We start from the raw sequence: 21,530 nt of genomic DNA, 5'->3' as shown, positions 1-21,530 counted from the left end.
TTGTGCTCCCCGCGCGTGCGGGGATGGTCCCAGATGCGAGGTGTGCCGACGCACTCCCGAAGAGTGCTCCCCGCGCGTGCGGGGATGGTCCCGGCGAACGGAGCCGACAGCTGTCCGGGCTGAGGTGCTCCCCGCGCGTGCGGGGATGGTCCCTCCGCTCCTGATGTGTAGGAGCTCGTTTTGGCGTGCTCCCCGCACGTGCGGGGATGGTCCCCCCCCGTCTGATCGCTGCGACCCGGGACGCGGTGCTCCCCGCGCGTGCGGGGATGGTCCCCCGATGACCACTACCGCCCTGCAGCCCGACACGTGCTCCCCGCGCGTGCGGGGATGGTCCCCAGGCCTGCGCCGACCGGATCTGCGCCTCGGTGTGCTCCCCGCGCGTACGGGGATGGTCCCACGGCCAGTTGGTTGCCGCCGTGGACGATCCCGTGCTCCCCGCGCGTGCGGGGATGTTCCCAGGTCCTGCATCGTGACGTCCTCGATGCCGGTGTGCTCCCCGCGCATGCGGGGATGGTCCCGAGCTCGATCCTGACGGCAGACGCCTGTTCCTGTGCTCCTCGCGCGTGCGGGGATGGTCCCTACGGCCATTTCAGGGCCGTTCCCATCGTGACGTGCTCCCTGCGCGTGCGGGGACGGTCCCCGCGCCTGCTGCCCGGCCTGGAACGGGCGACTGTGCTCCCCGCGCGTGCGGGGATGCTCTCTCCGGTTTGCGTCCGCCTCCTGTTATATTGGCGCCCTCAACAGACAGGCTAAGTTGCTTCGTCGCAAGCTTGATCATGCCGAATACGTGCGCAACTCGACCCGTAGCAACGAGGCATTGCCCACTTGGCCTGCGAAGACTCGCTTCTTGTTCTCCTGACTCCTAAAGCGGGTGCCGCAGGTTCGAATCCTGCCGGGGGCACTCTTCTCCGCCAGGCTTTTTGGCCCCTGACCTGCAGTTTCTTGACCGCAAGTCTTTGCTTTCCAGCGCTCTCGGTAGGTCACTGGGAGCACCCGCATGCGGCCGTAGGACCATGATCCCGGGATATGGTCGGGATGATCTTGACGGTGCTTTCCCAGGTCCCGGGTACTTTACGGCTCTACACGATGTACAAGACTCCGCTCAGGACCACGCTCCCCTACACAGAATGACGCCCCGCCCCTACGGGGGTACGTTTCGACTGAGCGACTCCGCCACGCCGCAGTAGCCTTACAGCGAACGGTTCGATCTTGAGCGATGGGTGACGAGTGGACTCCTTCGACCTCGGGCGGCTGACCGACCACGATTTCGAGACGGTATGCCGCGACCTGTTCACGCAGATACTCGGCGTTCCCTTGGAGATCTTTCCCCGAGGGATCGACCAAGGCATCGACCTGCGTCACACGACGGCCGATGGCCGTACCGTGGTGGTCCAGTGCAAGCACTGGCCGAGCAGCACCCAGGCCAAGCTCATCCGCCAGCTGGAGAAGGAGGAACTGCCCAAGGTCCGGATACTGAAGCCGTCCCGTTATGTCGTGGCGACCAGTGTCCCCGTGAACACGTACGGCAAGGACGCCATACAGGAGAAACTGGCTCCGTTCGTCCGCACCACCGGCGACATCTACGGGCCCGATCAGATCGTCGAGGAGTTACGGCTCAGGCCCGAGATCGTGCAGCGGCATTTCCGGCTCTGGCTGAGCAGCACCGCCGTCATGCAGACGCTGCTCCACCAAGACACGTTCGTGCGGTCCTCGCGGCTGCGGGCGCGGCTCTCCCACGTAGCCGAGACTTTCGTCCCTCACCAAGGCTTCGAGCAGGCCCGACGCACCCTCGACCAGCGAAACGCCTGCATCATCACAGGACTGCCAGGCGTCGGCAAGACCACGGTCGCCTGCATGCTCGCAGCCGGTCTCATCGCGGACGGCTACGAGGTCTACGAGATCTCACAAGATGTCGGCGAGATCGACCAGGTATGGCGGGACGACGTCCCGCAACTCTTCCTCTATGACGACTTCCTCGGTCAGACGACGCTGGAGCCCAGCTTCAACAAGAACGAGGACAACCGGCTCTTGTCGCTGCTCCGCGAGATCGAAAGCAGGCATGACAAGGCGTTCATCATGACCACCCGCGATTACATCCTGGAGCATGCCCGGCAGCGTCACGGCAGGCTCGCGGAGGAGGAGATCACCGGCATCACGAGCGTGGTGCACCTCGACAACCTGACACCCGACGTCCGCGCACTGATCCTCTACCACCACGTCTACTACGCCGCTATACCGGCCGCGGAGAAGCGCCGCTTCGCAGCCCCCCAGGTATGGATGCCGATCATCCAGCATCGCCATTTCAATCCGCGGATCATCGATCGCACCCTCGCGCTGCGCAAGTACGCAGGTCACGACATTGCGGCCGCCATCCTGGCCAACCTCGAAGACCCCCGCCGCATCTGGGAGCACATTATCGAGAACGAGCTTAGCGCCGAAGCCGTGCACATTCTGGAGGTGCTGTTCACTTTCGAGCGCCAGGCAGAGCTGTCCTCACTGGAAGAGTGCTGGATGTGGTACCGGCGCGCACTGGAGTTTCCCGACGAGGGACGGCTCTTCCGCCGGGCGTTGAAGGTGCTGGCCGGGACAATGGTCGCCATCGATGAGCACCAAGTCGCCTTTCACAATCCGTCCGTCGCCGACTACCTGCGCCATCACATGAACCTGGGCCGCGCACGCCTGCCGGAACTCCTGGCGAGCATCGGGGACGCCACCCAGATCATCCAGATCATGAGCGTCGCCACTGGCCACGACGCCGAAGCGCTGCTCAACCGGCTCAAGGCCTGCCCAGGCGCCGTCGCCGACGCCATAACCACCACGATGGAGACCGTATACGACTCGCCCTCAGACGAGGACTACAGCATGGCGCAGCACCTCAGCTGGATCCTCGAAACGGCCGAAGACCTCGAGTATCCTCCGCTTGCCGATTACATGATGAAGCGGGCAGACAATCAGCTCCACTCATCGTGGCCCTCACATCTCGTCAATCTGGCGCGCGACATGCGGGGGAGCCCCATGATTCCCGAGGCCTATTTCGAGGCGTTCGCGGAGGCGACGGCTGAGGTGCTCCTGTTCGAGATCGAGGAATTGCTCGAAGGCGAGCACTGGCCTCGAGCGTACGAGACGTTCCAACTCGCGGAGAGTCTTCTCACTGCCTCAGCAGTTGCCGGCGTGATCGAGCGACTGGTTGACGTAGGGCTGAGCACCCTGCAAGAGCTGTGCACCCGCGACGAGACCAAGCCATACCAGAGCGGCTGGATTACTGAGCTCCTGAGCTTTCTCTCCGATCACGGCGCGGAGAACGAGCTGCACGACGAGTTCGCAAAGGTCGAGCGGATGCTGGCCCGATGCGACGAACGGACAGCCAAAGGCCGAGGCTACGCACACGCAGATGCCGGGCGCCGCCGAACGCCGGACACTCATTGGGGCTGGACCGATGTGGAGGCGCTGATGAACAAGCTGGCCGACAGCGCCTAGTAGTGCTTTGTTAGGTCTGCAGGTGACGATTGCGGTGTAGCGGTTGTAATCGTTGATGGCAGGTCGGGCATGCGCCGGTCCAGGTGGCGAGCAGCAACTGCAGCTCGTGGACGACCTTGTAGAGGGTCAGACCGGCGCAGCCGCTTTTGGGTCGCCTCGCAGCGTGGTCAAGAACAGGTGTGCGGCGGTGACGAGGGTGACGTGGCGGTGCCAGCCGGTCCAGGAGCGGCCTTCGAAGTGGTCCAGGCCGAGGCCGGTCTTCAGCTCGCGGTAGTCGTGTTCGATCCGCCATCGGATCTTGGCGTAGCGGACCAGGTCGGCCAGGCCGGTGGTGGCGGGCAGGCTGGACAGCCAGTACCTGACCGGCTCAGGCTCACCTGCAGGCCATTGCGCGATCAGCCACCTTTCCGGCAGGGTGCCGTCCGCCTGGCGGGTGATGCGGTGCCCGGCCGGACGTACCCGCAGGAAGACGAACGCCGACGTCATCGCCCCTTTGGAGCCTTCGCGCCACGTGATCGGGACCGCGGCGGCGGGGCCGACGGCCTGGATGTGCGCGGCCAGGCTGATGGCGGTGGCGAGATAGCGGGGCTCGGTCCGTCTCGGTGACCGGCCCCGCCTGGACCAGGTCCGCGGCACCGGCCGCGCGTCCGGCAAATGGGCCAGGGCATCACCTTTGACCTGCACGACATAGCCGATGCCGCGCTCGTCCAGCGCACCGCGTAACGGGCTGCTGTCGCCGTAGCCGGCATCGGCGACCAGCAGTGGCGGCCGTAACCCCTGCTCAGCGAGCACATCGAGCATCTCCACGGCCATCTTCCACTTCGAGCGATGACGCTCCCCGTCCGGGATGCCGCACCGGTCGCGCCGCGCCGACACATGCGCGCGCAACTCGGCCTCGGCGGCCTGCTCGTCCCACGACGGCGGCACGAACAGGGCCCAATCCAGCGGGCAGGAGGCGGTGTCGGTGACGGCGTGCACGCTGACCCCGATCTGGCAGTTGGCCACCTTGCCGAGCGTGCCGGAGTACTGCCGCGCCACGCACGGCGAGCCCTTCCCTTCCTTGGGGAAGCCGGTATCGTCGATCACCCACGCCGCTGGCCGCACCGCCCTCCACCGCCCGCCGGGCCAGCCTGGCCCGCACCGCGCGCATGTCCCAGGTCGAGGACGTCACGAACTGCTGCATCCCTTGGTGGTCCATCCCCAGGCGGCCCGCCATCGGCTGCATCGATTTGCGCCGTCCGTCGAGCAGCAGACCTTGAAGCTCGTCAAGGGTCACCGCAGCATGAAACTACCCGCATCGCCTCGAAGCCTCTACGCCAAAAGGACCTAACAAAGTACTTCTAGCTCGCCCCATTGATGAGCTCTATGCCCGTTCACCAGTTCTCCTAGACGGGTTCCTCCTGTCCTCCTATCGTCACGTTGACCTCAGGGATAACTGACCTTAATAGCCAGAGGATCCGCGGATGATGGCAACGCAGAATGAGATCTACGCCTACCCAGCGTCGATCGAAGCCTTCCAGCTGCCGGCCAGAGCAGTCGCACTCGCACGTCTACGGGAAGTACGCCGATGACCAGGCAACAGATAGAGCAGGCGTTACAACGGGCGGAGGAGCTGACCGGCCAGATCAGAGGTGGTCTGGACCGTGCGGTGGGCTTGATGGGCCAGCGCGTCTGGACAGGGCCGGCGGCCGACCGTTTCGGCGCCGAGCTGGCTGCACAAAGGCAGGTCCTGATCAGTGCCTGTACGTCGGCTGTCGACGACCTACGTGCCCTACTCGCCCGGACACCGAGGTAGCCGGTGGACATCGATGGCATGGTCCCCGACGGGGTTCGAGCCTTGCAGGACGAGTTACGCAAGGCGGAGTCCACACTGGACTCCGCCGGGAACGAGTTATGGGGCCTGCTACATGACGCGGGTCTTGCCACGACTCATGCCGACACCATCCGGAGGATCGCCGGTTGGGCCGGGCAGCATATCCCGGACATTCACCAGCGCGTGGTGCTGCTGGAACGTCTCGTGGCGCACGACCCGGCGGTACAGCCCGGCGCGCCGGTGTTCCTCAACTCCGAACTATTCGCACCCGGCAAGCCGCTCCCGACGGTCGGCGACTTCTGGGACCGGCTCGGCCAACAGGTGCAATCTGCCTTCGACTTGGACCAGAACTCGGGCAACCCCGCAGCCGAGATGGCCAAGGGCGCCTGGGAAGGTACGGCCGGCCTGGCGGGCATGGTGTGGGAAACCTCCGAAGTGCGTAAGCTCGTCGACCGCGATGGCTGGGACCGGCAGCTCCAAGACGGCGCCACGGGGCTCATCTACGGGGTGAAACACCCTGCCGAGCTTCTTAAGGCCATCACGGACTGGGACACCTGGATCAGCAACCCCGACCGCGCGTTCGGCCGCCTCACCCCAGACATCCTGATCGCCGCCGCAACCGCGGGCGGCAGCAGCGCGGCCTCCGGGGCGAGCAAGGCCACACGGGCACTTGACAAGATCGCAGACCTGCTCAAGCTGGCCAAAGCGAAGGCCGGGCCACAGGTCGCTCCCGCGCGCATCACGCCGGACGGTACCTGGCAGTGGAAGGGACTCGACCTTGGACCTGCGGACAACGTCACAGCGGACCAAGCTCTGACTCGAGTGCGAGCTGTCGAGCCACAAATATCGCAGGGCGTTCGGGCAGCGGCGCAAGACGGCCGCGCGGACATGGCCGGTTTCCCGGACCACGTCCTCAAAGGCCCCGACCGCTTCAAGGAGAAGCTGGCCAAGCTGATGGCGGACTTCCCCGACCGCACCGCCGAGGAACTCATCCGTACGGGCATGCACGATGGGATCCGCTACACGTTTACCTTCACCGACGATCGCTACGTCAAGGGTGTCGCGAACGCCAAGGCGGCGTTGGAGGGGAAAGGGTTCGAGCTGGTCGTGCAGAAGCCGTCCTGGAGTGACTCATCGAAGTACAAGGGCATCAACACACGGTGGCGCGGGCCTGATGGGCAGCTGTTCGAGGTGTAGATGCATACGCCGTCGAGCCTCTGGGCCAAGGAGGTTACCCACGAGATATATGAGTACAAGAACAACTTGCCAGCTCAGGACAAGGCACGCTTGGAGAAGTACGAGGCACAGATCTTCGAGGCCGTGCCAGAGCCGCAAGGAGTCCGCGACATCCCCCACGTGAACAAGGAGAACTGACCGTGGAAGAGCAGGTCACGTACTACGGGTTGCTGCTTTCGGGCGACTCACGGGAAAACCCAGGCGGGCTAGCGAGGCGACGTATCCTCCCGGATGGAGGGATCGTCGAGGAGACCTTCCGGCGAGACCTGCAATGGCATGACAGCAGCGTCATCGGGGACTGGCGACGAGGCGAATCCAGCGTCGAATTGGTCGAGCTCAGCGAGGCCGAAGCGGAGCGGGTCACGGAACGCTTCCGAGAAAGGTTCAGCGGATAGAGCAGGCTCCCGCGCAGGACGCCGCTGCTGGTCGAGACCCACCGCTACCGCAACACCTATGCCGACGACCCCCACAGGGTCGAGGAACTGAGCCAGGCCGGACAGGTGCCCATCGTTCACATAGGCAACGTCCCCGACATCCGGCGCCTCATGGAATCCCACCCGTGGTGGGTCACCCTGCTGTGGATACCTCGCGAGATCTGCGAACAACGGTCCCACCAACGAGGCGACCACAACACGGGCGAACGCCTGCGAGCCTGGGACGAAACGCTGTCCGACCTCCAGGCCCACGACGGCGACATCTCCCGCTGCGCATCCGCACCGACCAGACGACACCCGAGGAGGCGGCACGGCGCATTGCCAGCGGTTTCTTTGCCTGGCAAGTGCCGGCACCGAGTCATACCGCCTGACCAATCAAGATCCGCAACCACAGGTCTTGGGCGGCCTTGGCGGTCATCCACGTACTTTCGACGATCTCTGAGGTTCGTCCACCAGAGATCCGCCGGACGAACCACAACCCGCCCGCGGTACACAGCTCGAAGACAGGACGCCGACAGATACAGGTGTGCTCCCGGATCCGCACTCGCGAGGCACGTGGCTGGCTCTGCTCCCACTCAACCGGCTCAGCCTCCGTTTGCGGAGCAGCAGTGTGCAGGCGTGATAGGCCGTCACGAGTTTCGAGGCCGCCACGACATCACCCCCGGGCCCGCTGCTCTTGCAGCAGCGCTACGAACGTCGCCATATCATCGGCGCTCACTGTCTGCTGGAGGCCCGCGTCAATCTCCGCGTTACGCAGCCCCACCCCACGCCTGGTCGCGTAGAACACGCCCGCGTCGCTGCGGAAGAACGACCAGTCAGGGAACGTGACGCGAAGCGCGTCGAGGTCATAGGTGGGCGTCGACATGGCTTCAGGCTAGAAGCGCGACCGCGAGCCTGTCTACCCCTAGGGATCCCATTAGATCCAAGGGGACGGCGATGGGTCTCAATAGATCCCGAGAGGCGAGTGAAGGGGGGTGGAGCCCCCTTTCTACCCTTAGATACGTGATGGACTTCGAGCCAGACCGGCCCCGCTGGCAGCAGATCGCCGATGTGCTCCGCACGCGCATCACCAGCGGCGAATACCCGACCAAGCACCTGGTGTCCGAGGTCCGGCTCGTCCAGGAGTTCGGCGTAGCCCGCGAGACCATCCGCAAAGCCATCCACCAACTCCGCCAAGAAGGCCTGCTCTACACCGTGCCCAACCTCGGCAGCTTCGTCAGCCCCACCGACTCCACGGACTCCTGAGCTCCTACCAGGGCCAAGCCCGCGCTCGTGGCCGGCAGGAGCGACTTCTACGACGGCCCCCACGCACCAGGCGCAAACAGCCTCGCGCCCTCGGTCAACGTCGTGGTCACCAATGTCTCCGGCGACGTCCTGTTGATTAGCCGCCCCGACAACGGCAGCTGGGCTCTACCCGGCAGAGCCATCGACCTCGGCGAGTCGATCCCAGCCTCTGCCATCAGGGAAACGCTGGAAAAGACCGGAGTCAGCTGCGAGATCACAGGATTCGTCGGTACGTACAGCGATCCCAAGCACGTCATCCTCTACACGCGTGATGGCAAGGTTCGGCAAGAGTTCTCCATCGTCCTGACGGCCCGAGCCATCAATGGCGAACCGACACCCAGCCAGGAGTCACGCGAGGTCCGATGGGTGCCGAGAGGCGAAGCAGCGCGGTACCGCATGGACCGGTCAATGCGCCTGCGGATCGAACCACTACCTCAACGGGGACGAACCGTACATCGGCTGAAGTACAAGGCCACCACACCCACTCCGAGCGCCAACGTCAAGCAAGCATCATCCGATACTGAGTCCGGACTGCATCGTCACAAAAGACCAGGTCAGAGACTATCAAGGTCGATGTCAACCTTCAGTTGATGTTTGACGGTTTGGCATCGGCTGATGCTTTACACCGTGCCTAGATCTCGTAGTCGATGTGGCCGCTTGCTCGCAGCCGGTTGACCTCCTTGACGATGGTGCGCGGATGCACTGACAGCAGTTCGCCCTCGAACAGCACCCGCAGCTGGCTCTGTTCGAGGACGACGGTGACGACCTTGCCCCGGTGCACCTGGCCGACCTGGACCTTGCAGCCGGCCACCTTGAGGCTGCCGTTGCTGGACACCACCCGCTGCACCTGCGGAAAGGCATCGGCGGCGGCGGGGGGTTTGCTCGCTAAGCGGACGCCGTGCAGCCGGCCCCGCTGGGCCGGAGCCAGCGGGCTCGGCTTGGTGCGCACCAGCACTCCGTCGGCGATCACCTGGACGGTGCGCGCGTCGATCCGCAGTGTCACCCGTTTGCCGGCCAGCGGCAGGCCGACGCTGAGCAGTTCGCCCGCCAGGCCGACGCATCCGGCGTTGTTGACCTGCCGGTCGACCTCCACCACCACATCGGCCGGCAACGGCCCGGCAGACAGCGCTGTGGCCGGAGACGGCCGCCCCGCCCGCCCGCCGTCGGCCATCAACCGGCCCAGATCGGCCCTGGTGAGCGTCACCGGATGCGTCTTAAGCCGCTCATCGCCAGCAAAGACGTGCATGGTGGTGCTGCTGGCCCAGATCGTCACCTGCTGTCCTGAGCGCGCCCGGCCGAGCCAGATCTGACGCCCGCACGCGCCCAGGTTGCCGCTCGGCGGCACCGTGCGCTCGAACTCCACCGCCACCGGCACCGCGGCCGCCGGCACGCCGCGATCGGCAGGCGCTTTCGGCGCCGCCGCGGAGCGGCCAGGCGTTGACGGTGCGCTGGGCAGTGCCGCCAGGTCGGCCGGAAGCCGCAGCGCCGGCTCCTCATCGCTGCGCTTGTCGGCTTGTGCTGCCGGGCCGGTGAAGTGGGTGGCCGGGGTGGCCATGTCCAGCGCCTGATGCGGTCGCACCGTGTTGTAGTCCTCGATCCAGGCATCGAGTGCGAGTTGCGCCTGTTCCGGGCTGTCGAACGGCCCGTGAACGTCCAGGAACTCCTCCCGCACCGTGCGATGCCAGCGCTCCACCTTGCCGGTGGTGGTCGGCGAGCGTGGCTTGGTGGTGCGCGTGGTGATGCCGTTCTCCCGGCAGATCCGCTCGAACAGCACCTCACTCGGCCGCGGCCGAGTGAACCGGCCGGTGAACTGCTTGCCGTTGTCGCTCAGCACCTCCTCCGGCACCCCGAACCTCCGCAGCGCCCCGGCGAAGGCCCGGCACACCGCCCGCGCCGACGCCCGCTTCACCAACTGCGCGATCACGATGAACCGGGAATGGTCGTCGATGCCCGAGATCAGCTTCAACTCCCGCCCGTCGATCAGCATCACCCCGCCCATGATGTCCAGCTGCCATAACTCCATCGCCCGCTCACGCTGCCAGCGCTTATACGACGAGCGCGGCCGACGCCGCTGCCCCGGCACCACCAGCCCGTTACGCACCAGAATCCGATACAAGGTCACCAGCGACGGCACCCGCGTCACATCGCGCCGCTCCAGCTCATAGGCCAGCCGCTGCGGACCCCACCGCGGATGCGATCGGCGCAGCTCACACACCAGAGCCTCCACCGAGGCCGCCGTCTGATGCGGACACCCCGCCGGTCGATGCGACCGATCAGCCAACCCCGCCAGACCGCCGGCCCGATACCGGCGCACCCACGCATGCACCGACTGCCGCGACACCCCATGCCGCTCGGCGACCTCGACCACCGCACAGCCCGCCTCTACTTCCAGCACAGCGCGATACCGCTGCTCCACGACGCTCAACTCCACCAGCGCCAACCCGGCCTCCCAAACGATCGCAACCGATCACCCAGGAACGCAGGTCAGCCGAAGGGGTGTAAAGCATCAACCGAAGCTCAGGTGTCAAGCATCAACCGGAACAGGACAGACTATCAAGGTCGAATGGATGAGAACTTTCTCTACGGCTTCAAGGCGGTCCGCCCCCGACGGCCCGCCGCGTCGGGCGGTCGCTCACCGCGCTGCGGCTCTTCGGCCGGTCGCGGCGAGCGCCGCCCACGCGATGGCCCAGGGGTAACCCAAGCCGCGCTAGCTATCCCTTCGGGGCAGAGTCGTCCTGGCCCATGCCCCGGAGCACCATGCATGCTCGCACCACCGCCACGCGATGCTCGGACCTGGTGTCGCGTATCGCCGCCTCCACTCTGCGCGTGTGACCATCGTCCCTTCGAACTGTGGTCAGATAGCGGAGCAGTTGCCTGGCAAACGCATAGACGGTGCCGATCAACAACATACCTTCCGGACTGAGGGCTAGGGTCTCGATACTTCGCATCGGTTGCTCCTTGGTTCGGCGTAACGGATTGAGGCAATGATGTTCGTCGGCATCAGTTTCCTTCTAGGCTGAGGAAACGCCTGAGAAACTCGTCTCTGAGGGAGGCTCGGTGCCTGGAGGGAGACCACAGCAGAGTCAGCGTGAGGTGCATCCCGAGCTCGGCGAGCTCACCAGTTGGTTCAAGCAGCTCCTCCGCGCCAAGAACCACTCAGTCCGGTCATTCATCCTGTCCGTACAAAGACAGGGCCTGCCGATTCAGGTGAATCCGGTCTACGAGTTCCTCCGGGGTGAGCGCCTCCTCGACTGGAAGCTGACCTGCCTCATGGCACGTGCACTTGGTCAAACGGCGGAGGTGGCTGAGCCAATGTGGACGAGGGCGAAGAGAGCGATGGATCTAAAGCCAACATCCGAAAAGTTGCATATCGCAACCTGGCAGGATCTCCCACCCCTCGACGCGCGACTAAGAGAGTTCTTCCTCAGCCAAGGGGATGCAGTTGATCGCTTCCCCTATGACCTTCTAGACGTCAATCGCCCCCCACTTGCCGACGTCTATGTTGAGCAGGGAGTCCATCCCATACCTTTGGCTGAAATACACGAAACATCGACTCAAGTCGAACGCCCACCAAAGTACAATCAACGGGATATTCCATTCCCTTATGCACTTGCGAAGCACGATCACTTGTTTATCACAGGTGGTCCAGGCACCGGAAAAACAACGCTAGCCAGACTGTTGGTTCGCCAGATCGCACGGACTTGGATAGAGGGTCCGTTTGAGGAAACGCCGTGGTGTCCCGAGCCGGTCATTGCTATCAGTATTACTGCCGCTGAAGTCCTGACAGGCAGTTGGGGGCAGGTATTGGCGAATGCCTCGTACGCAAGCGCCTTGACGGTGCCATTCGAGCCGCAGATATTCGCCCAAACAACCTACGGGGTTCGCTGGCTTGTCGTGGTCGATGGCTTGGACGAGATACCCTCACCCAGAGACCGGGCAAGAGTGTTAAATGTCCTTTCAATGCGCATCGAACATGGGACGCCGTACCGCCTCATCATTACTTCGCGGCCGCTTCCCCAAGACGAGTTGAGCCCCTTTCAAGGGCGCGCGATCGGTTTCTACGCTCTGCGTGGATTCGATGAAGAACAACAACAGACTTTCGCTGAACGGTGGTTCGCTGCTCAGGGTGCGCCCGAGACAGATGGCCTTGCACAGGCATTTCTTCAGCAGGCCCGAGTTGCCGGATTGAGCGAACTAATGCGAGTCCCCCTCCTTGCCACAATAGCTGCAACATTCTTTTCGAGACATCCAACAAAGTCGCTACCAAGGGGTCGTATCGATCTTTATGAACGATTTTTGGACGAACTCTCGGCAGTGCGTGGTCACCGCTCAGATCTTCGATCACGGATACGGGAGAGATGGGAAGAAGTCGGATGCGCGGATATCGCGGAGTGGATATTTGCCAATCAGGAGTCATTAATACTCCACCTGGCGGAGAGCGAACTTAAACTTCTAGGCAAGGAATCGCTGCTTGCCGCTGCCTCCAATTGGACGCGTGCACATCTTCCCGCGGAGCTAAGGATGCCCGAGGGAATTGAAGATGATCTGGGTCGCCTGCTAGGTGCAACTAGCATTCTGATCTTCGATGGTAAGCTCTCATTTCTTCATCGTTCATTTGCGGAATTTATCGCTGCGAGGGCTGCTGCAGCTGCGCTTCCATCCGAGTTTTCTGATCTAGCCGAATGGACTGGGCGCATTAGAAGTGAGGCCACGAGAAACTTTGCCTTCTTCGCATTAGCGCATTGGGCGCGAAAATCGAACAATAAGATTGCCACAATAGTAAGGCTCTTGCTCGCTCAAGATCTTCAGCACAAGATAATGGCGCTGCGGCTGGTTACTGCAGGCGTTCCTCTTGGCCTGGAACTAGAGGATGCTGCTATCGATCGCCTGCTGGGCTCCATCGTAGAGACGAACCACCTTCGCTCCAGTGATGAACGCGCGCTGTTTGACGAATTGAGCGAACTCCGAGGCAATGAAAGACTCGCAAGGCGTCTGAGCACACTTGCACGGACTCGGGAACTCAATCCGTCTATTCGAGTTGTTGCCGCTGCGGCCTATGCTCGGGTTAGCAATGTCTCTGGCAGCCTAGATCTCCTGTATGAGCTCACTGATATGGAAGATCCCGATGGATTGGCCAATCTAATCACCCATCTTTCTGAACTGGATGCCTCAGCAACAGGAGTCAGGATTCAACTGCTGGAGCGATTGCTTGTTCTCGGTGGCACCTGGCGCAAGGTCTGGGCATGCTCAGAATTGGCAGACCTGGGGAGGACTACAGGAGTCGCAGATCTTGCTAGTGCAGTTCTCAGCGGCCCTGACCAAAATGGAGATCTCTTGGAATTTGCAGCCGAGGTTTGGGAATTTGTAGAAGGATCATCAGCGCTCGATGCCATCGATGCAGCGATCAAGAAACGGCAGCACAGCAATGAGTGGGCGCATGCTGGAATCGCAAATATCTACTTCCGACTCGGATCGCGCGAACTCGCTGAACCTCACGCACGGGAAGTTCTTCTGACTGGCACTGATGAGGAGGGTATTCAAAGCGTTGTGCAATCCTGGGTTGAGTCATGTGGCGCAGCTGGGGCCACAACCATCGTAAAAATAGCCAGTACTCATTCTTGCTGGAACTCCGATGTTCGGCCACTTATTGCCCGTCAGCTCCTTGAGCTTGGATACTCTGACGATGCAGTAAACCTCGCTCGAGCGATTCTCCAAAATCCTAGCAGTCATGGCGGGGTCGAGTTTTTGGATCCGATAAGAGTGTTGGTCTCGGTATATGGCGCGTCTGCAACAGATGAGATAATCTCCTGGTTGCGTGAAGCTGATCATGGACCTTTTGAGCTCCATTGGGCAATGCGCCATTTGGTAGATCAGGGACTCGGCCAGGCCGCCTCTATGTTTGCCTCTAGGATAATTAGTGATCCAGGCAGCCCAAGGGAATCATTCATCGAGGCAGCAGATATTCTGTTGGAGGAAAATGGAGGCGAAGCGCTGGATCATATAATGGACATGCTGCGTTTGCGGCCCGCGGGTTGCGCTCCCCTCTCGGCCGAGTTGACACCTATTCTTGCGAAACATCGGCAGGTAGATGCAGTTGTCAAACTCTGTCGGTTGGCCATGTATGATGCCGGACGTACCCTTGAGGAGCTCAAGGTTGCCATACGATCATGGATTTCGGCCGCGGGAGGTGATGCTCTTCCGGAAGTTATCGCTCTCACGGAGGCCGTGTGTTCCCTTTCCGGCGATGAACGGATGGAGCTAGCGGATCTCTTTGAGGAGGTTGGACAGGTCAAAGGAGCAATCGAGCTCTGGTGCAAGGTTTGCGCGGATTATTCCCACGGTCTTGATATACGTTGGCGGGCAGCCGAAAGGCTTCTGAGTGTGAATGCGGCAAATATTGTTTACAAGATCCTTAAAGATGCTTTGACAGCGGCTCACGATGAGGTCGAAATTCGACGGCTTGAACAGCTGATTGGGTGGGTTAAACCCAATACAAGCTCGTGAGCGACATTCGTTCGAGGAGAAGAATATCCAGTCTCACGTCCCACTTCCTGTCTGTGTGCTCAATCGGTGTTGATCTATGTGCGGCCTGACATGTGACGATCCGCCAGCTTAAGCGCGCGCGACTGTGACCGCTGGCGTAAGGGCTCTGCCGCGTGGCGTCCGCTCCTCGGGCCTTGGCGGCCCTGCGGTGCGGGTCCACTTGCCATTCTTCTCCACTAGGCTTTTCGTGCGTTGACCTGTGGTTTCTCGGCCACAGGTTTCTGGCTTGCCTGGCCCTGGTAGGTCACCAAGGGCACCCGCATCAGCCGTAGGACCATGATCACGGGACATATACGGGATGATCTTGGGGGTGTTTTCCCAGGCTACTCAGGGATTTATTGGTCTCCATGGTGTAGCTGAGCCGATCGTTCAGACCATGCAGTCCCTCGTCGTCTTCGACCGCGACAGCTCCTCGGCCGACCCATCCCACCGCTGATTGGTTTAGTCCCGCAGTTGAAAGGCAGGATCGGACTCATCCCCAGTCGCAGGAGTAGCCGTAGTGGCTCGTCCCCACCGGGTGGCCCACGGGGAGCGGCTCGCCGGTGAGCGGCGGTATCTCGACCACGTCCCAGTCGAGCAGGCCGTCGGCGGTGAAATGCTCGCCGAGGTTGATCGAGCCGGCGAACCGCCCGTCCGAATAGGTGAAGAGGCAAAGGTCTACGCCGAAGGGAGGTTCCTCCACCTCCGCCACCACCGGAGCCATGAGCCATGAGCAGGCCCAGCGCACCTCGTCCGGATGAGTGGTGACAACGCACTCGGAATGGAGGAACGAGCCTGACCCCGCCGCCTCCAGATGGAGCTCGTAGTACGAGAAGGGAGGCTTCGTCTCCAGTACGTCGATGCCGCCGGTGTCGCCGGTCAAGGCGTTCAGGGTGGCGACTCCGGCGCGCGCGGCGGGATTGCCGGGATCCGCTTCCAGCACTCGCACGTAGAGGGCGTGTGCTTCGTCCCGCCTGCGAGCGAGGGTGTGATCGTCCTCACCCTGCGCGATCGCGTGGTCATCATCGATCTGCCAATAGGCGATCTGCTGGACGAGCCGCCCGGCGAGCATGACAGCGGCGAGCTGATCGTCGGGGCGGGCGCGCAAGGCGGCGCGGAGCCACGGCTCCTCCGGCCAAGTAGCGAGGAACTCCCCGTCCAGGGCGTCTTCCCGAGAGTCGGTCCTGAGCATGCACAGCAGGCGGCCTAGCTCGCGAGCGGCGTCCGGATCCCCCGCAGTCGCCGCGGCCCGCAGCCTCGTGACCAACTCCTCAGTGATCGCCATGGCACGCCATGCTAGCCGGATCACCATAGTTCGATCATAGGTTCGAGAGAGTTGTCCCCTGCCGGAACGCGGTCGACCGCCTGACAAGGAACGTGATCAGGTCGTGGGCCCATAGTGAGCTGTAATGATCAGGCCGATTCTCCTGCCTGTGTCCGGACGCGGGTCTGAGCCATGCGGTAGGAGCTGGTCTTGGTGGGTGCCGACCGTGATGCACAGATCGTCGGTAGCGGCAAACCGCGCATCACGGTCGGGCCGACCCCTACTGCGGAGTGGCTGCGGGAACCGGGCGTACGGCGAGCGACTGGCTCAGCGGGCGCTTCCCACCGGTGCTGAACGGCGATCCGGGAGCCTGCTTCAGCGTGCCGCCGGATCCGATCGCGAACGCGACCACCTGGCTCGTGTCCTGGATGTTGGCGAAGACGTCCCGGCCGTCCGGTGTGATCGCGACCGCCGCGGTGCCAGGAGTGGGGGCGGGCGAGTCGGCGGTCGGCGTGAGCGAGCCGTCCGCGTGGATCGTGAAGCCGAGCAGACCGCCGGGGGGCGAGCCGGTGTCGAGGTTGGCGCAGACGTACAGGTGCTGCCCATCGGGCGTGACCTTGAGACCGACCGGGAACGGCACGGAGACCGGCAACCCGGGCACGGGTTTCAGCGAGCCATCCTTACCGACCCGGAACCCCTGCACGTTCTGCGCGACGTTCGAGGTCACGTACAACAGGCCGCCGTCCGGGCTCATCGTGATCCCGTAGTTGGCCGGCCCGGCCTTCGCCACGTCCTGCGGGGGTCCGAGCGAGCCGTCCGGCAGCACGGCGTATCTGGTGATGGGCCGCGCCGGGCTGTCTTCGGTCTCGGCCGCGTCCGCGTACGAGAGGTAGAGGAAGCGCCCGTCGGGGGACAGCACCGTCTGCTTCGGGTGGTCCGAGGTGGTGCGGAATACGGCGAACCGGCTGGGCGTGCCATCGGCTCCGATGCGGTACGCCGAAATGGTCCGGTCGGCGGTGTCAGTGACGTACAGGGTGCGGCCGTTGGGCGCGACCGTCGCCCCCCACGGCTCCTTCCCGGTCTCGACGAGCAGCGGATGCGGCTGGAGCGCGCCCCGCACTCCCACTCGGAACACCGCCAGCGTGCTCGAGTCGCTGTTGACGACGTACGCGGTGGCCCCATTCGGGGTGAGGGCTATGCCCCGCGGGGTGCAGCCGGGGCCTGTGCCCTCCAGGGTGCAACCGCCGGTGGACACGGGCGTGCCCAGTGGCGACAGGGTGCCCCCCGGGCCGATCGCCAGGGACGAGACATCACCGGAGACCGCGTTGGTGACGTAGAGCACGCCGCCGGAGGGTGGCAACACCGGGTCCGCAGCGGCCGGGGACGGGGCGAGAGCTGGGACGCAGAGCAGTGCGGCGGCCAGGACGGCAGCACGCGCTCTCCTGAATACGGATGACACGAACGTCTCCTTCATCACTCCTTGAACCTGATTTGCCGACACCCTCATAGGCGTTCCACCGGGGTGCCATACCGTTCCATGGGCTCGTTCCGCCGTCCCTACAGAGGTAGCGGCCGACGGTTCGGCGGAACGTGGCGAGAAACGCGCTCGGTGACAACCGGCGCCGGCGGTCTTGCCTCTACCTGGCACAGCGCCTTGCCCGAGCCTGGCCCGCTCGTGGTCGTGCAGTCGGTCCACGACGCGCCCCGTTTCCATATGGACATTGAGACCGACGACGTCATGAGCGTGAGCTCATGACGTCTGCGCAATCAGGTATTGGAGCTCATGCCGCCGTCCCCGCATAGTGGGCGCATGACGCCTTCCTTGCAGGTCGCGGTCATCGGCGACTACGACAAGACATACACCCCGCACGTGGCTACCGACGATGCGCTGCGCCACGCCGCCGACCACCTCGGGATCGAGATCGAGGTCCGCTGGCTGGCCACCGAGCCGCTCGAAGCGGACCTGTCCGCCGTCCGCGCCGCGGACGTGCTGTGGTGCGCTCCTGGGAGCCCGTACCGCAGCCTGCGCGGCGCACTGGCCGCGCTCCGGCACGGCCGCGAGCACGGCGTCCCCACCCTGGGGACGTGCGGCGGATGCCAGCACATCATTCTCGAGTACGCCCGCCACGTGCTCGGGTTCGAGGACGCGCAGCACGCCGAGTACGACCCCTACGCCTCCAGCCTGTTCGTCACCGAGTTGGCCTGCTCGCTCGCCGGCCGGACCATGCCCGTCACGCTCACGCCCGGCTCCCTGGTGGCCGACGTGTACGGGCGCGAGGAGGCCAAGGAGCAGTACTACTGCAACTTCGGCCTCAATCCCGCTTACCAGAGCGCCCTGCACGTGGGCGGACTACGGGTGACGGGCGTGGACGACACCGGCGAGGCCCGGGTGCTGGAGATTTCCGGCCACCCGTACTATCTGGCCACACTGTTCGTGCCGCAGACGAGCTCGTGGCCCGGGCGCCCGCACCCGCTGGTCGTGGGACTGCTGCGCGCGGCGCTATGACGTTCACGCAGCTCAGGATCCTCCAGGCGGTCGCGCGTACGGGCAACATGACCCGCGCGGCCGAGGAGCTGAGCACCACGCAGTCTGCGGTCAGCCACGCCGTGCGGGGCCTGGAGAGGGAGCTTGGGCTGGCCCTCCTCAGCAGGGGCGGCCACGGGGTGAGCCTGACCGCGGCCGGGCGGGCCGTCTGCCGCCGCGCCGCGCTCATCCTCACCCAGCTCGAAGCCCTGGAGCAGGAGGCGGCCGCGGCGCGCGGGGACGGTCGCGGCAGCCTGCGCGTCGGCGCCATCCCCAGTGCCAACGCCCGCCTGCTGCCGCAGATCCTGCGGACGTTCGGCGAAGCGCATCCGCACGTGCGGCTCACCGTGATCGAGGGGTCGGACGGGGAGGTACTCGACTGGCTGCAGACCGGGGCCGCCGACATCGGCACCCTGACGGCCGGGGCCGTCTCCGCCAGCGTGCCCGATCTGGTCATGCGCCCGCTGGTCACCGACCAGATGCTGGCCGCCCTACCCAGCGGCCACGACCTGGCCGTACGCCACAGCGTGCCGGTCGCGGACCTGGCCCGGCAGCCGTTCATCATGTCGACGGGCGGATGCGAGCCGCTTATCACGGCGCTCGCGCGGGAAGCAGGCACGAGCCTGCGCTGCCACTATCGAGTCCGCGACACCAACAGCATCCTCGCCATGGTCGCCGAAGGGCTCGGCGTGAGCATCCTGCCCGAGCTCTCCCTACCCGCTCACCACCCTGGCGTTCACACCATCCCTCTCGAACCGCCCTCCGTGCGCACTATCCTGCTGGCCTTCCCGGCCGACCCGCTCCCTGCGGCCACCGCACTCCTCGACCATGCGCTCGAAACGGTCTGAAGCACGCTGGCGCTCTCTACCGCAAGCCCCCAGCGCTTCCACTCCTCAGCGACATCGTCTTCCAAAGGGTGCGTGCAGACACGTGAGCCCGTACGGCCGAAAACCGTTTGCCCCGCTTGGCGGGCTCAGGGGAATGTGGTGTCCATGAGGCTCTGACGGACAGCACCCCACTAATCCGAGATGCCACGGCGCCGGCTCGCGCCGTGATGCCGCCCGCCCATCCCCCTGTTCAGCGAAGAGAGCGTCTTTGTCTCAGCAACACTCCCAGCTGCCGTCCACCCCGGCCACGGGGTCGGCCAGCGTCACCGTGTTCGCCTCCCCCACCAGCTGGATCGAGTCCGATGCCGTCGCGCAATGCCATCAGGTGGCCGCCCTCGACGGCATGATGCACGTCGCCGCCATGCCAGACCTGCACCCCGGCAAGGGCGCCCCCATCGGCGCCGCCATGGCGTCGACCATCTTGTACCCGTTCCTGGTGGGCTCCGACATCGGTTGTGGCATCGCCGTGTTCCCCGTCAAGCTCAAGCGCGCCGTACCCGAGAAGCTCGCCGCCCGGTTCCCCGACCTCGATCGCGCGCTCGACGCTGAGCAAACCGCCGACGACCCGGCCTGGGCTGTTCTAAAGGGCGATATTCCGGCCGGTCACGTCGAGGGTCTCGGGACGGTCGGCCGAGGTAACCACTTCGTCGAGCTGGCGCGAATCGGGACCGTCTTCGAGCCGGACCACGCGAGCCGACTCGGACTCGCCACCGATGACCTGGTCCTCATCGTCCACAGCGGTTCCCGAGGGCTGGGCGAACGGATCCTGCGCGCTCACACCGAGGTCCACGGCGCGGGCCCCGCCCCTGATCCCGATGCCTACCTGGCAATGCATGACGACGCCGTACGCTGGGGATCGCTCAACCGGCGGCTGCTGGCCGCCCGGGTCGCCCATGCCCTGGGGACCGAGCCCACCGAGCCGATCATCGACCAGTGCCACAACCTGGTCGAAATCCGCGACGGGATCTACCTGCACCGCAAGGGAGCGGCGCCGGGTGACGGCCGCGACGTGCTCATCGCCGGTACGCGCGGCACCCCTTCCTATCTTGTGGCCGCCCACGCCGGGCCGGACGCCGGCCATTCCGTGGCGCACGGCGCGGGTCGCAAGATGTCCCGTGCCGACGCCCTGCGGCGCGGGCGGGCCAAGCACACGGTCGAAGAACTGCGCCGCACACCGATGGGATCTCTGGTGGTGTGCGGCGACCGCCAGTTGCTCTTCGAGGAGGCGCCGACAGCGTACAAGCGCATCGAGCAGGTGATCGCCGACCTCGTCGAGCACGACCTGGCCACGCCCGTGGCCACCACGATCCCGCTGGTCACCTACAAGACGCCTGATCTCGGGCCGGCGTCCCGGAGGGACCACCGGGACCAGCGCCGCAAGCGGGGGCGGCCGTGAGCGTCCACCCGGCCGAGAGCGTCCACCTGCTCCTGTCGGCCGGGCGCGGCCCGCAGGAGTGTGCCTGGGCCCTTGCCCAGCTGCTGCACCGCCTGGAAGCCGACGCCACCCAGCAGAATCTGGAGACTCACCGGGCCCATATCGCTCCCGGTGACCGGCCCGGCACCTACCGATCGGTCCTCATCCGGATCGCAGGAGACGACGCCGAGGCGTTCGCCGCCTCATGGTCCGGAACTCTGTGCTGGCAGGCGCCCAGCCCGTACCGGGTAAACACCGGCCGGAGGAACTGGTACGTCATCTCCCAACCGTGCCAGGTCGACGCCCCGCGCACGACGTTCGCGGAAGAAGACGTCGACATCGTCGCCTGCCGCACCGGCGGCCCCGGCGGTCAACATCGCAACAAGGCCAGCACGGCCGTACGAGCGACCCACCGGCCCACGGGGATCGTCGTCGTGGTCGACACCGAGCGACAGTTCAGTCTCAATCGCCGGATCGCCATGCGGCTGCTGCGGGAGCGCCTAGAGCATGGCGACGAGGCGGCGGAGCGCGCCGTCACCGCCGCCCGGTGGCGTATCCACGATGAGCTCGTACGCGGCGACCCCACCCGCGTCGAACGCCCGGAACCGTCGAAGCAGGACCTGATCCCGCAGGTGCGGACACGCCGGCGACGGTGACAGTCCACCCCGACCACGT

The 21,530-nt window shown here is 64.7% G+C and carries 14 protein-coding genes, 2 pseudogenes and 1 CRISPR repeat array (1 of these 17 only partly in view); of the genes and pseudogenes, 10 read left to right on the top strand and 6 right to left on the bottom strand.

What is annotated here, in order from left to right; translation table 11 throughout:
• A CRISPR array of direct repeats spans positions 1-701; the repeat unit is 29 nt; unit sequence GTGCTCCCCGCGCGTGCGGGGATGGTCCC (it extends 120 nt beyond the left edge of the window).
• 526 nt (positions 702-1,227) lie between these two features.
• Positions 1,228-3,477, top strand: coding sequence for a restriction endonuclease (locus AB0C30_RS15325; protein ID WP_357943647.1), 2,250 nt, complete (start codon positions 1,228-1,230; stop codon positions 3,475-3,477).
• A 126-nt stretch (positions 3,478-3,603) separates the two neighbouring features.
• Here AB0C30_RS15325 and AB0C30_RS15320 read toward each other — a convergent pair whose 3' ends face one another.
• Both AB0C30_RS15320 and AB0C30_RS15315 read right to left on the bottom strand, forming a co-directional pair.
• Positions 3,604-4,581 carry an IS701 family transposase gene (locus tag AB0C30_RS15320; protein WP_357943645.1) on the bottom strand — a complete coding sequence of 326 codons (978 nt, stop codon included), beginning with the start codon at positions 4,579-4,581 and terminating at the stop codon, positions 3,604-3,606.
• 19 nt (positions 4,582-4,600) lie between these two features.
• A pseudogene (locus AB0C30_RS15315) lies at positions 4,601-4,753 on the bottom strand (transposase); the annotation flags it as partial.
• Positions 4,754-5,275: 522 nt separating this feature from the next.
• Between AB0C30_RS15315 and AB0C30_RS15310 the strand changes: the two are divergent.
• Together AB0C30_RS15310 and AB0C30_RS15305 are read left to right on the top strand one after the other, a co-directional pair.
• Complete coding sequence (locus AB0C30_RS15310; RefSeq protein WP_357943643.1) at positions 5,276-6,487, top strand: hypothetical protein; 1,212 nt, start codon at positions 5,276-5,278, stop codon at positions 6,485-6,487.
• 179 nt (positions 6,488-6,666) lie between these two features.
• A complete protein-coding gene (locus AB0C30_RS15305; RefSeq protein WP_357943641.1) occupies positions 6,667-6,921 on the top strand; it encodes a hypothetical protein in 255 nt (84 codons plus the stop codon).
• A gap of 694 nt (positions 6,922-7,615) precedes the next feature.
• Here the strand turns inward: AB0C30_RS15305 and AB0C30_RS15300 are convergent.
• Complete coding sequence (locus tag AB0C30_RS15300) at positions 7,616-7,825, bottom strand: hypothetical protein (RefSeq protein WP_357943639.1); 210 nt, start codon at positions 7,823-7,825, stop codon at positions 7,616-7,618.
• Between the two features lie 140 nt (positions 7,826-7,965).
• On the opposite strand from AB0C30_RS15300, the gene AB0C30_RS15295 reads away from it, so the two are divergent.
• Together AB0C30_RS15295 and AB0C30_RS15290 are read left to right on the top strand one after the other, a co-directional pair.
• On the top strand, positions 7,966-8,205 hold the full coding sequence (locus AB0C30_RS15295; RefSeq protein ID WP_357943637.1) for a winged helix-turn-helix domain-containing protein: 240 nt from the start codon (positions 7,966-7,968) through the stop codon (positions 8,203-8,205).
• Positions 8,206-8,232: 27 nt separating this feature from the next.
• Positions 8,233-8,707, top strand: a pseudogene (locus AB0C30_RS15290) (NUDIX domain-containing protein).
• A 168-nt stretch (positions 8,708-8,875) separates the two neighbouring features.
• On the opposite strand, the gene AB0C30_RS15285 reads toward AB0C30_RS15290, so the two are convergent.
• Positions 8,876-10,669, bottom strand: a complete 1,794-nt coding sequence (locus AB0C30_RS15285; protein ID WP_357944569.1) for an IS481 family transposase — start codon at positions 10,667-10,669, stop codon at positions 8,876-8,878.
• A gap of 668 nt (positions 10,670-11,337) precedes the next feature.
• Between AB0C30_RS15285 and AB0C30_RS15280 the strand changes: the two genes are divergently transcribed.
• On the top strand, positions 11,338-14,748 hold the full coding sequence (locus AB0C30_RS15280; RefSeq protein WP_357943635.1) for an NACHT domain-containing protein: 3,411 nt from the start codon (positions 11,338-11,340) through the stop codon (positions 14,746-14,748).
• A gap of 511 nt (positions 14,749-15,259) precedes the next feature.
• Here AB0C30_RS15280 and AB0C30_RS15275 read toward each other — a convergent pair.
• Together AB0C30_RS15275 and AB0C30_RS15270 are read right to left on the bottom strand one after the other, a co-directional pair.
• The gene (locus AB0C30_RS15275; protein ID WP_357943633.1) at positions 15,260-16,051 is read right to left on the bottom strand and encodes a hypothetical protein; all 792 of its coding nucleotides are present in this window, start codon (positions 16,049-16,051) and stop codon (positions 15,260-15,262) included.
• A 259-nt stretch (positions 16,052-16,310) separates the two neighbouring features.
• Positions 16,311-17,489, bottom strand: a complete 1,179-nt coding sequence (locus AB0C30_RS15270; RefSeq protein ID WP_357943631.1) for a beta-propeller fold lactonase family protein — start codon at positions 17,487-17,489, stop codon at positions 16,311-16,313.
• Between the two features lie 351 nt (positions 17,490-17,840).
• Between AB0C30_RS15270 and AB0C30_RS15265 the strand changes: the two genes are divergently transcribed.
• From AB0C30_RS15265 to prfH, 4 genes are all read left to right on the top strand, one after another.
• Positions 17,841-18,536 carry a hypothetical protein gene (locus AB0C30_RS15265; protein WP_357943629.1) on the top strand — a complete coding sequence of 232 codons (696 nt, stop codon included), beginning with the start codon at positions 17,841-17,843 and terminating at the stop codon, positions 18,534-18,536.
• Positions 18,533-19,402: a LysR family transcriptional regulator gene (locus AB0C30_RS15260; RefSeq protein WP_357943627.1), complete on the top strand. Its 870-nt coding sequence runs from the start codon at positions 18,533-18,535 to the stop codon at positions 19,400-19,402. The genes AB0C30_RS15265 and AB0C30_RS15260 overlap by 4 nt, the downstream gene beginning before the upstream one ends.
• Positions 19,403-19,649: 247 nt before the next feature.
• On the top strand, positions 19,650-20,837 hold the full coding sequence (locus AB0C30_RS15255) for an RNA ligase RtcB family protein (protein WP_357943625.1): 1,188 nt from the start codon (positions 19,650-19,652) through the stop codon (positions 20,835-20,837).
• On the top strand, positions 20,834-21,511 hold the full coding sequence (prfH, locus tag AB0C30_RS15250; protein WP_357943623.1) for a peptide chain release factor H: 678 nt from the start codon (positions 20,834-20,836) through the stop codon (positions 21,509-21,511). Before AB0C30_RS15255 ends, prfH begins: the two co-directional genes overlap by 4 nt.
• Positions 21,512-21,530: the final 19 nt, after the last annotated feature.

Origin of the sequence: Nonomuraea sp. NPDC048901 (assembly GCF_040649695.1) — a bacterium.
Lineage (GTDB): Bacteria > Actinomycetota > Actinomycetes > Streptosporangiales > Streptosporangiaceae > Nonomuraea.
The sequence above is the reverse complement of the archived record's forward strand: the minus strand, read 5'-3'. Positions and strand labels throughout refer to the sequence as shown.

Excerpts from the sequence above, each read along its gene's own strand:
- AB0C30_RS15265 (WP_357943629.1), top strand. The coding sequence starts at position 17,841 with ATGACGCCTTCCTTGCAGGTCGCGGTCATCGGCGACTACGACAAGACA.
- AB0C30_RS15295 (WP_357943637.1), top strand. The coding sequence starts at position 7,966 with ATGGACTTCGAGCCAGACCGGCCCCGCTGGCAGCAGATCGCCGATGTG.
- AB0C30_RS15260 (WP_357943627.1), top strand. The coding sequence starts at position 18,533 with ATGACGTTCACGCAGCTCAGGATCCTCCAGGCGGTCGCGCGTACGGGC.
- AB0C30_RS15275 (WP_357943633.1), bottom strand. The coding sequence starts at position 16,051 with ATGGCGATCACTGAGGAGTTGGTCACGAGGCTGCGGGCCGCGGCGACT.
- AB0C30_RS15300 (WP_357943639.1), bottom strand. The coding sequence starts at position 7,825 with ATGTCGACGCCCACCTATGACCTCGACGCGCTTCGCGTCACGTTCCCT.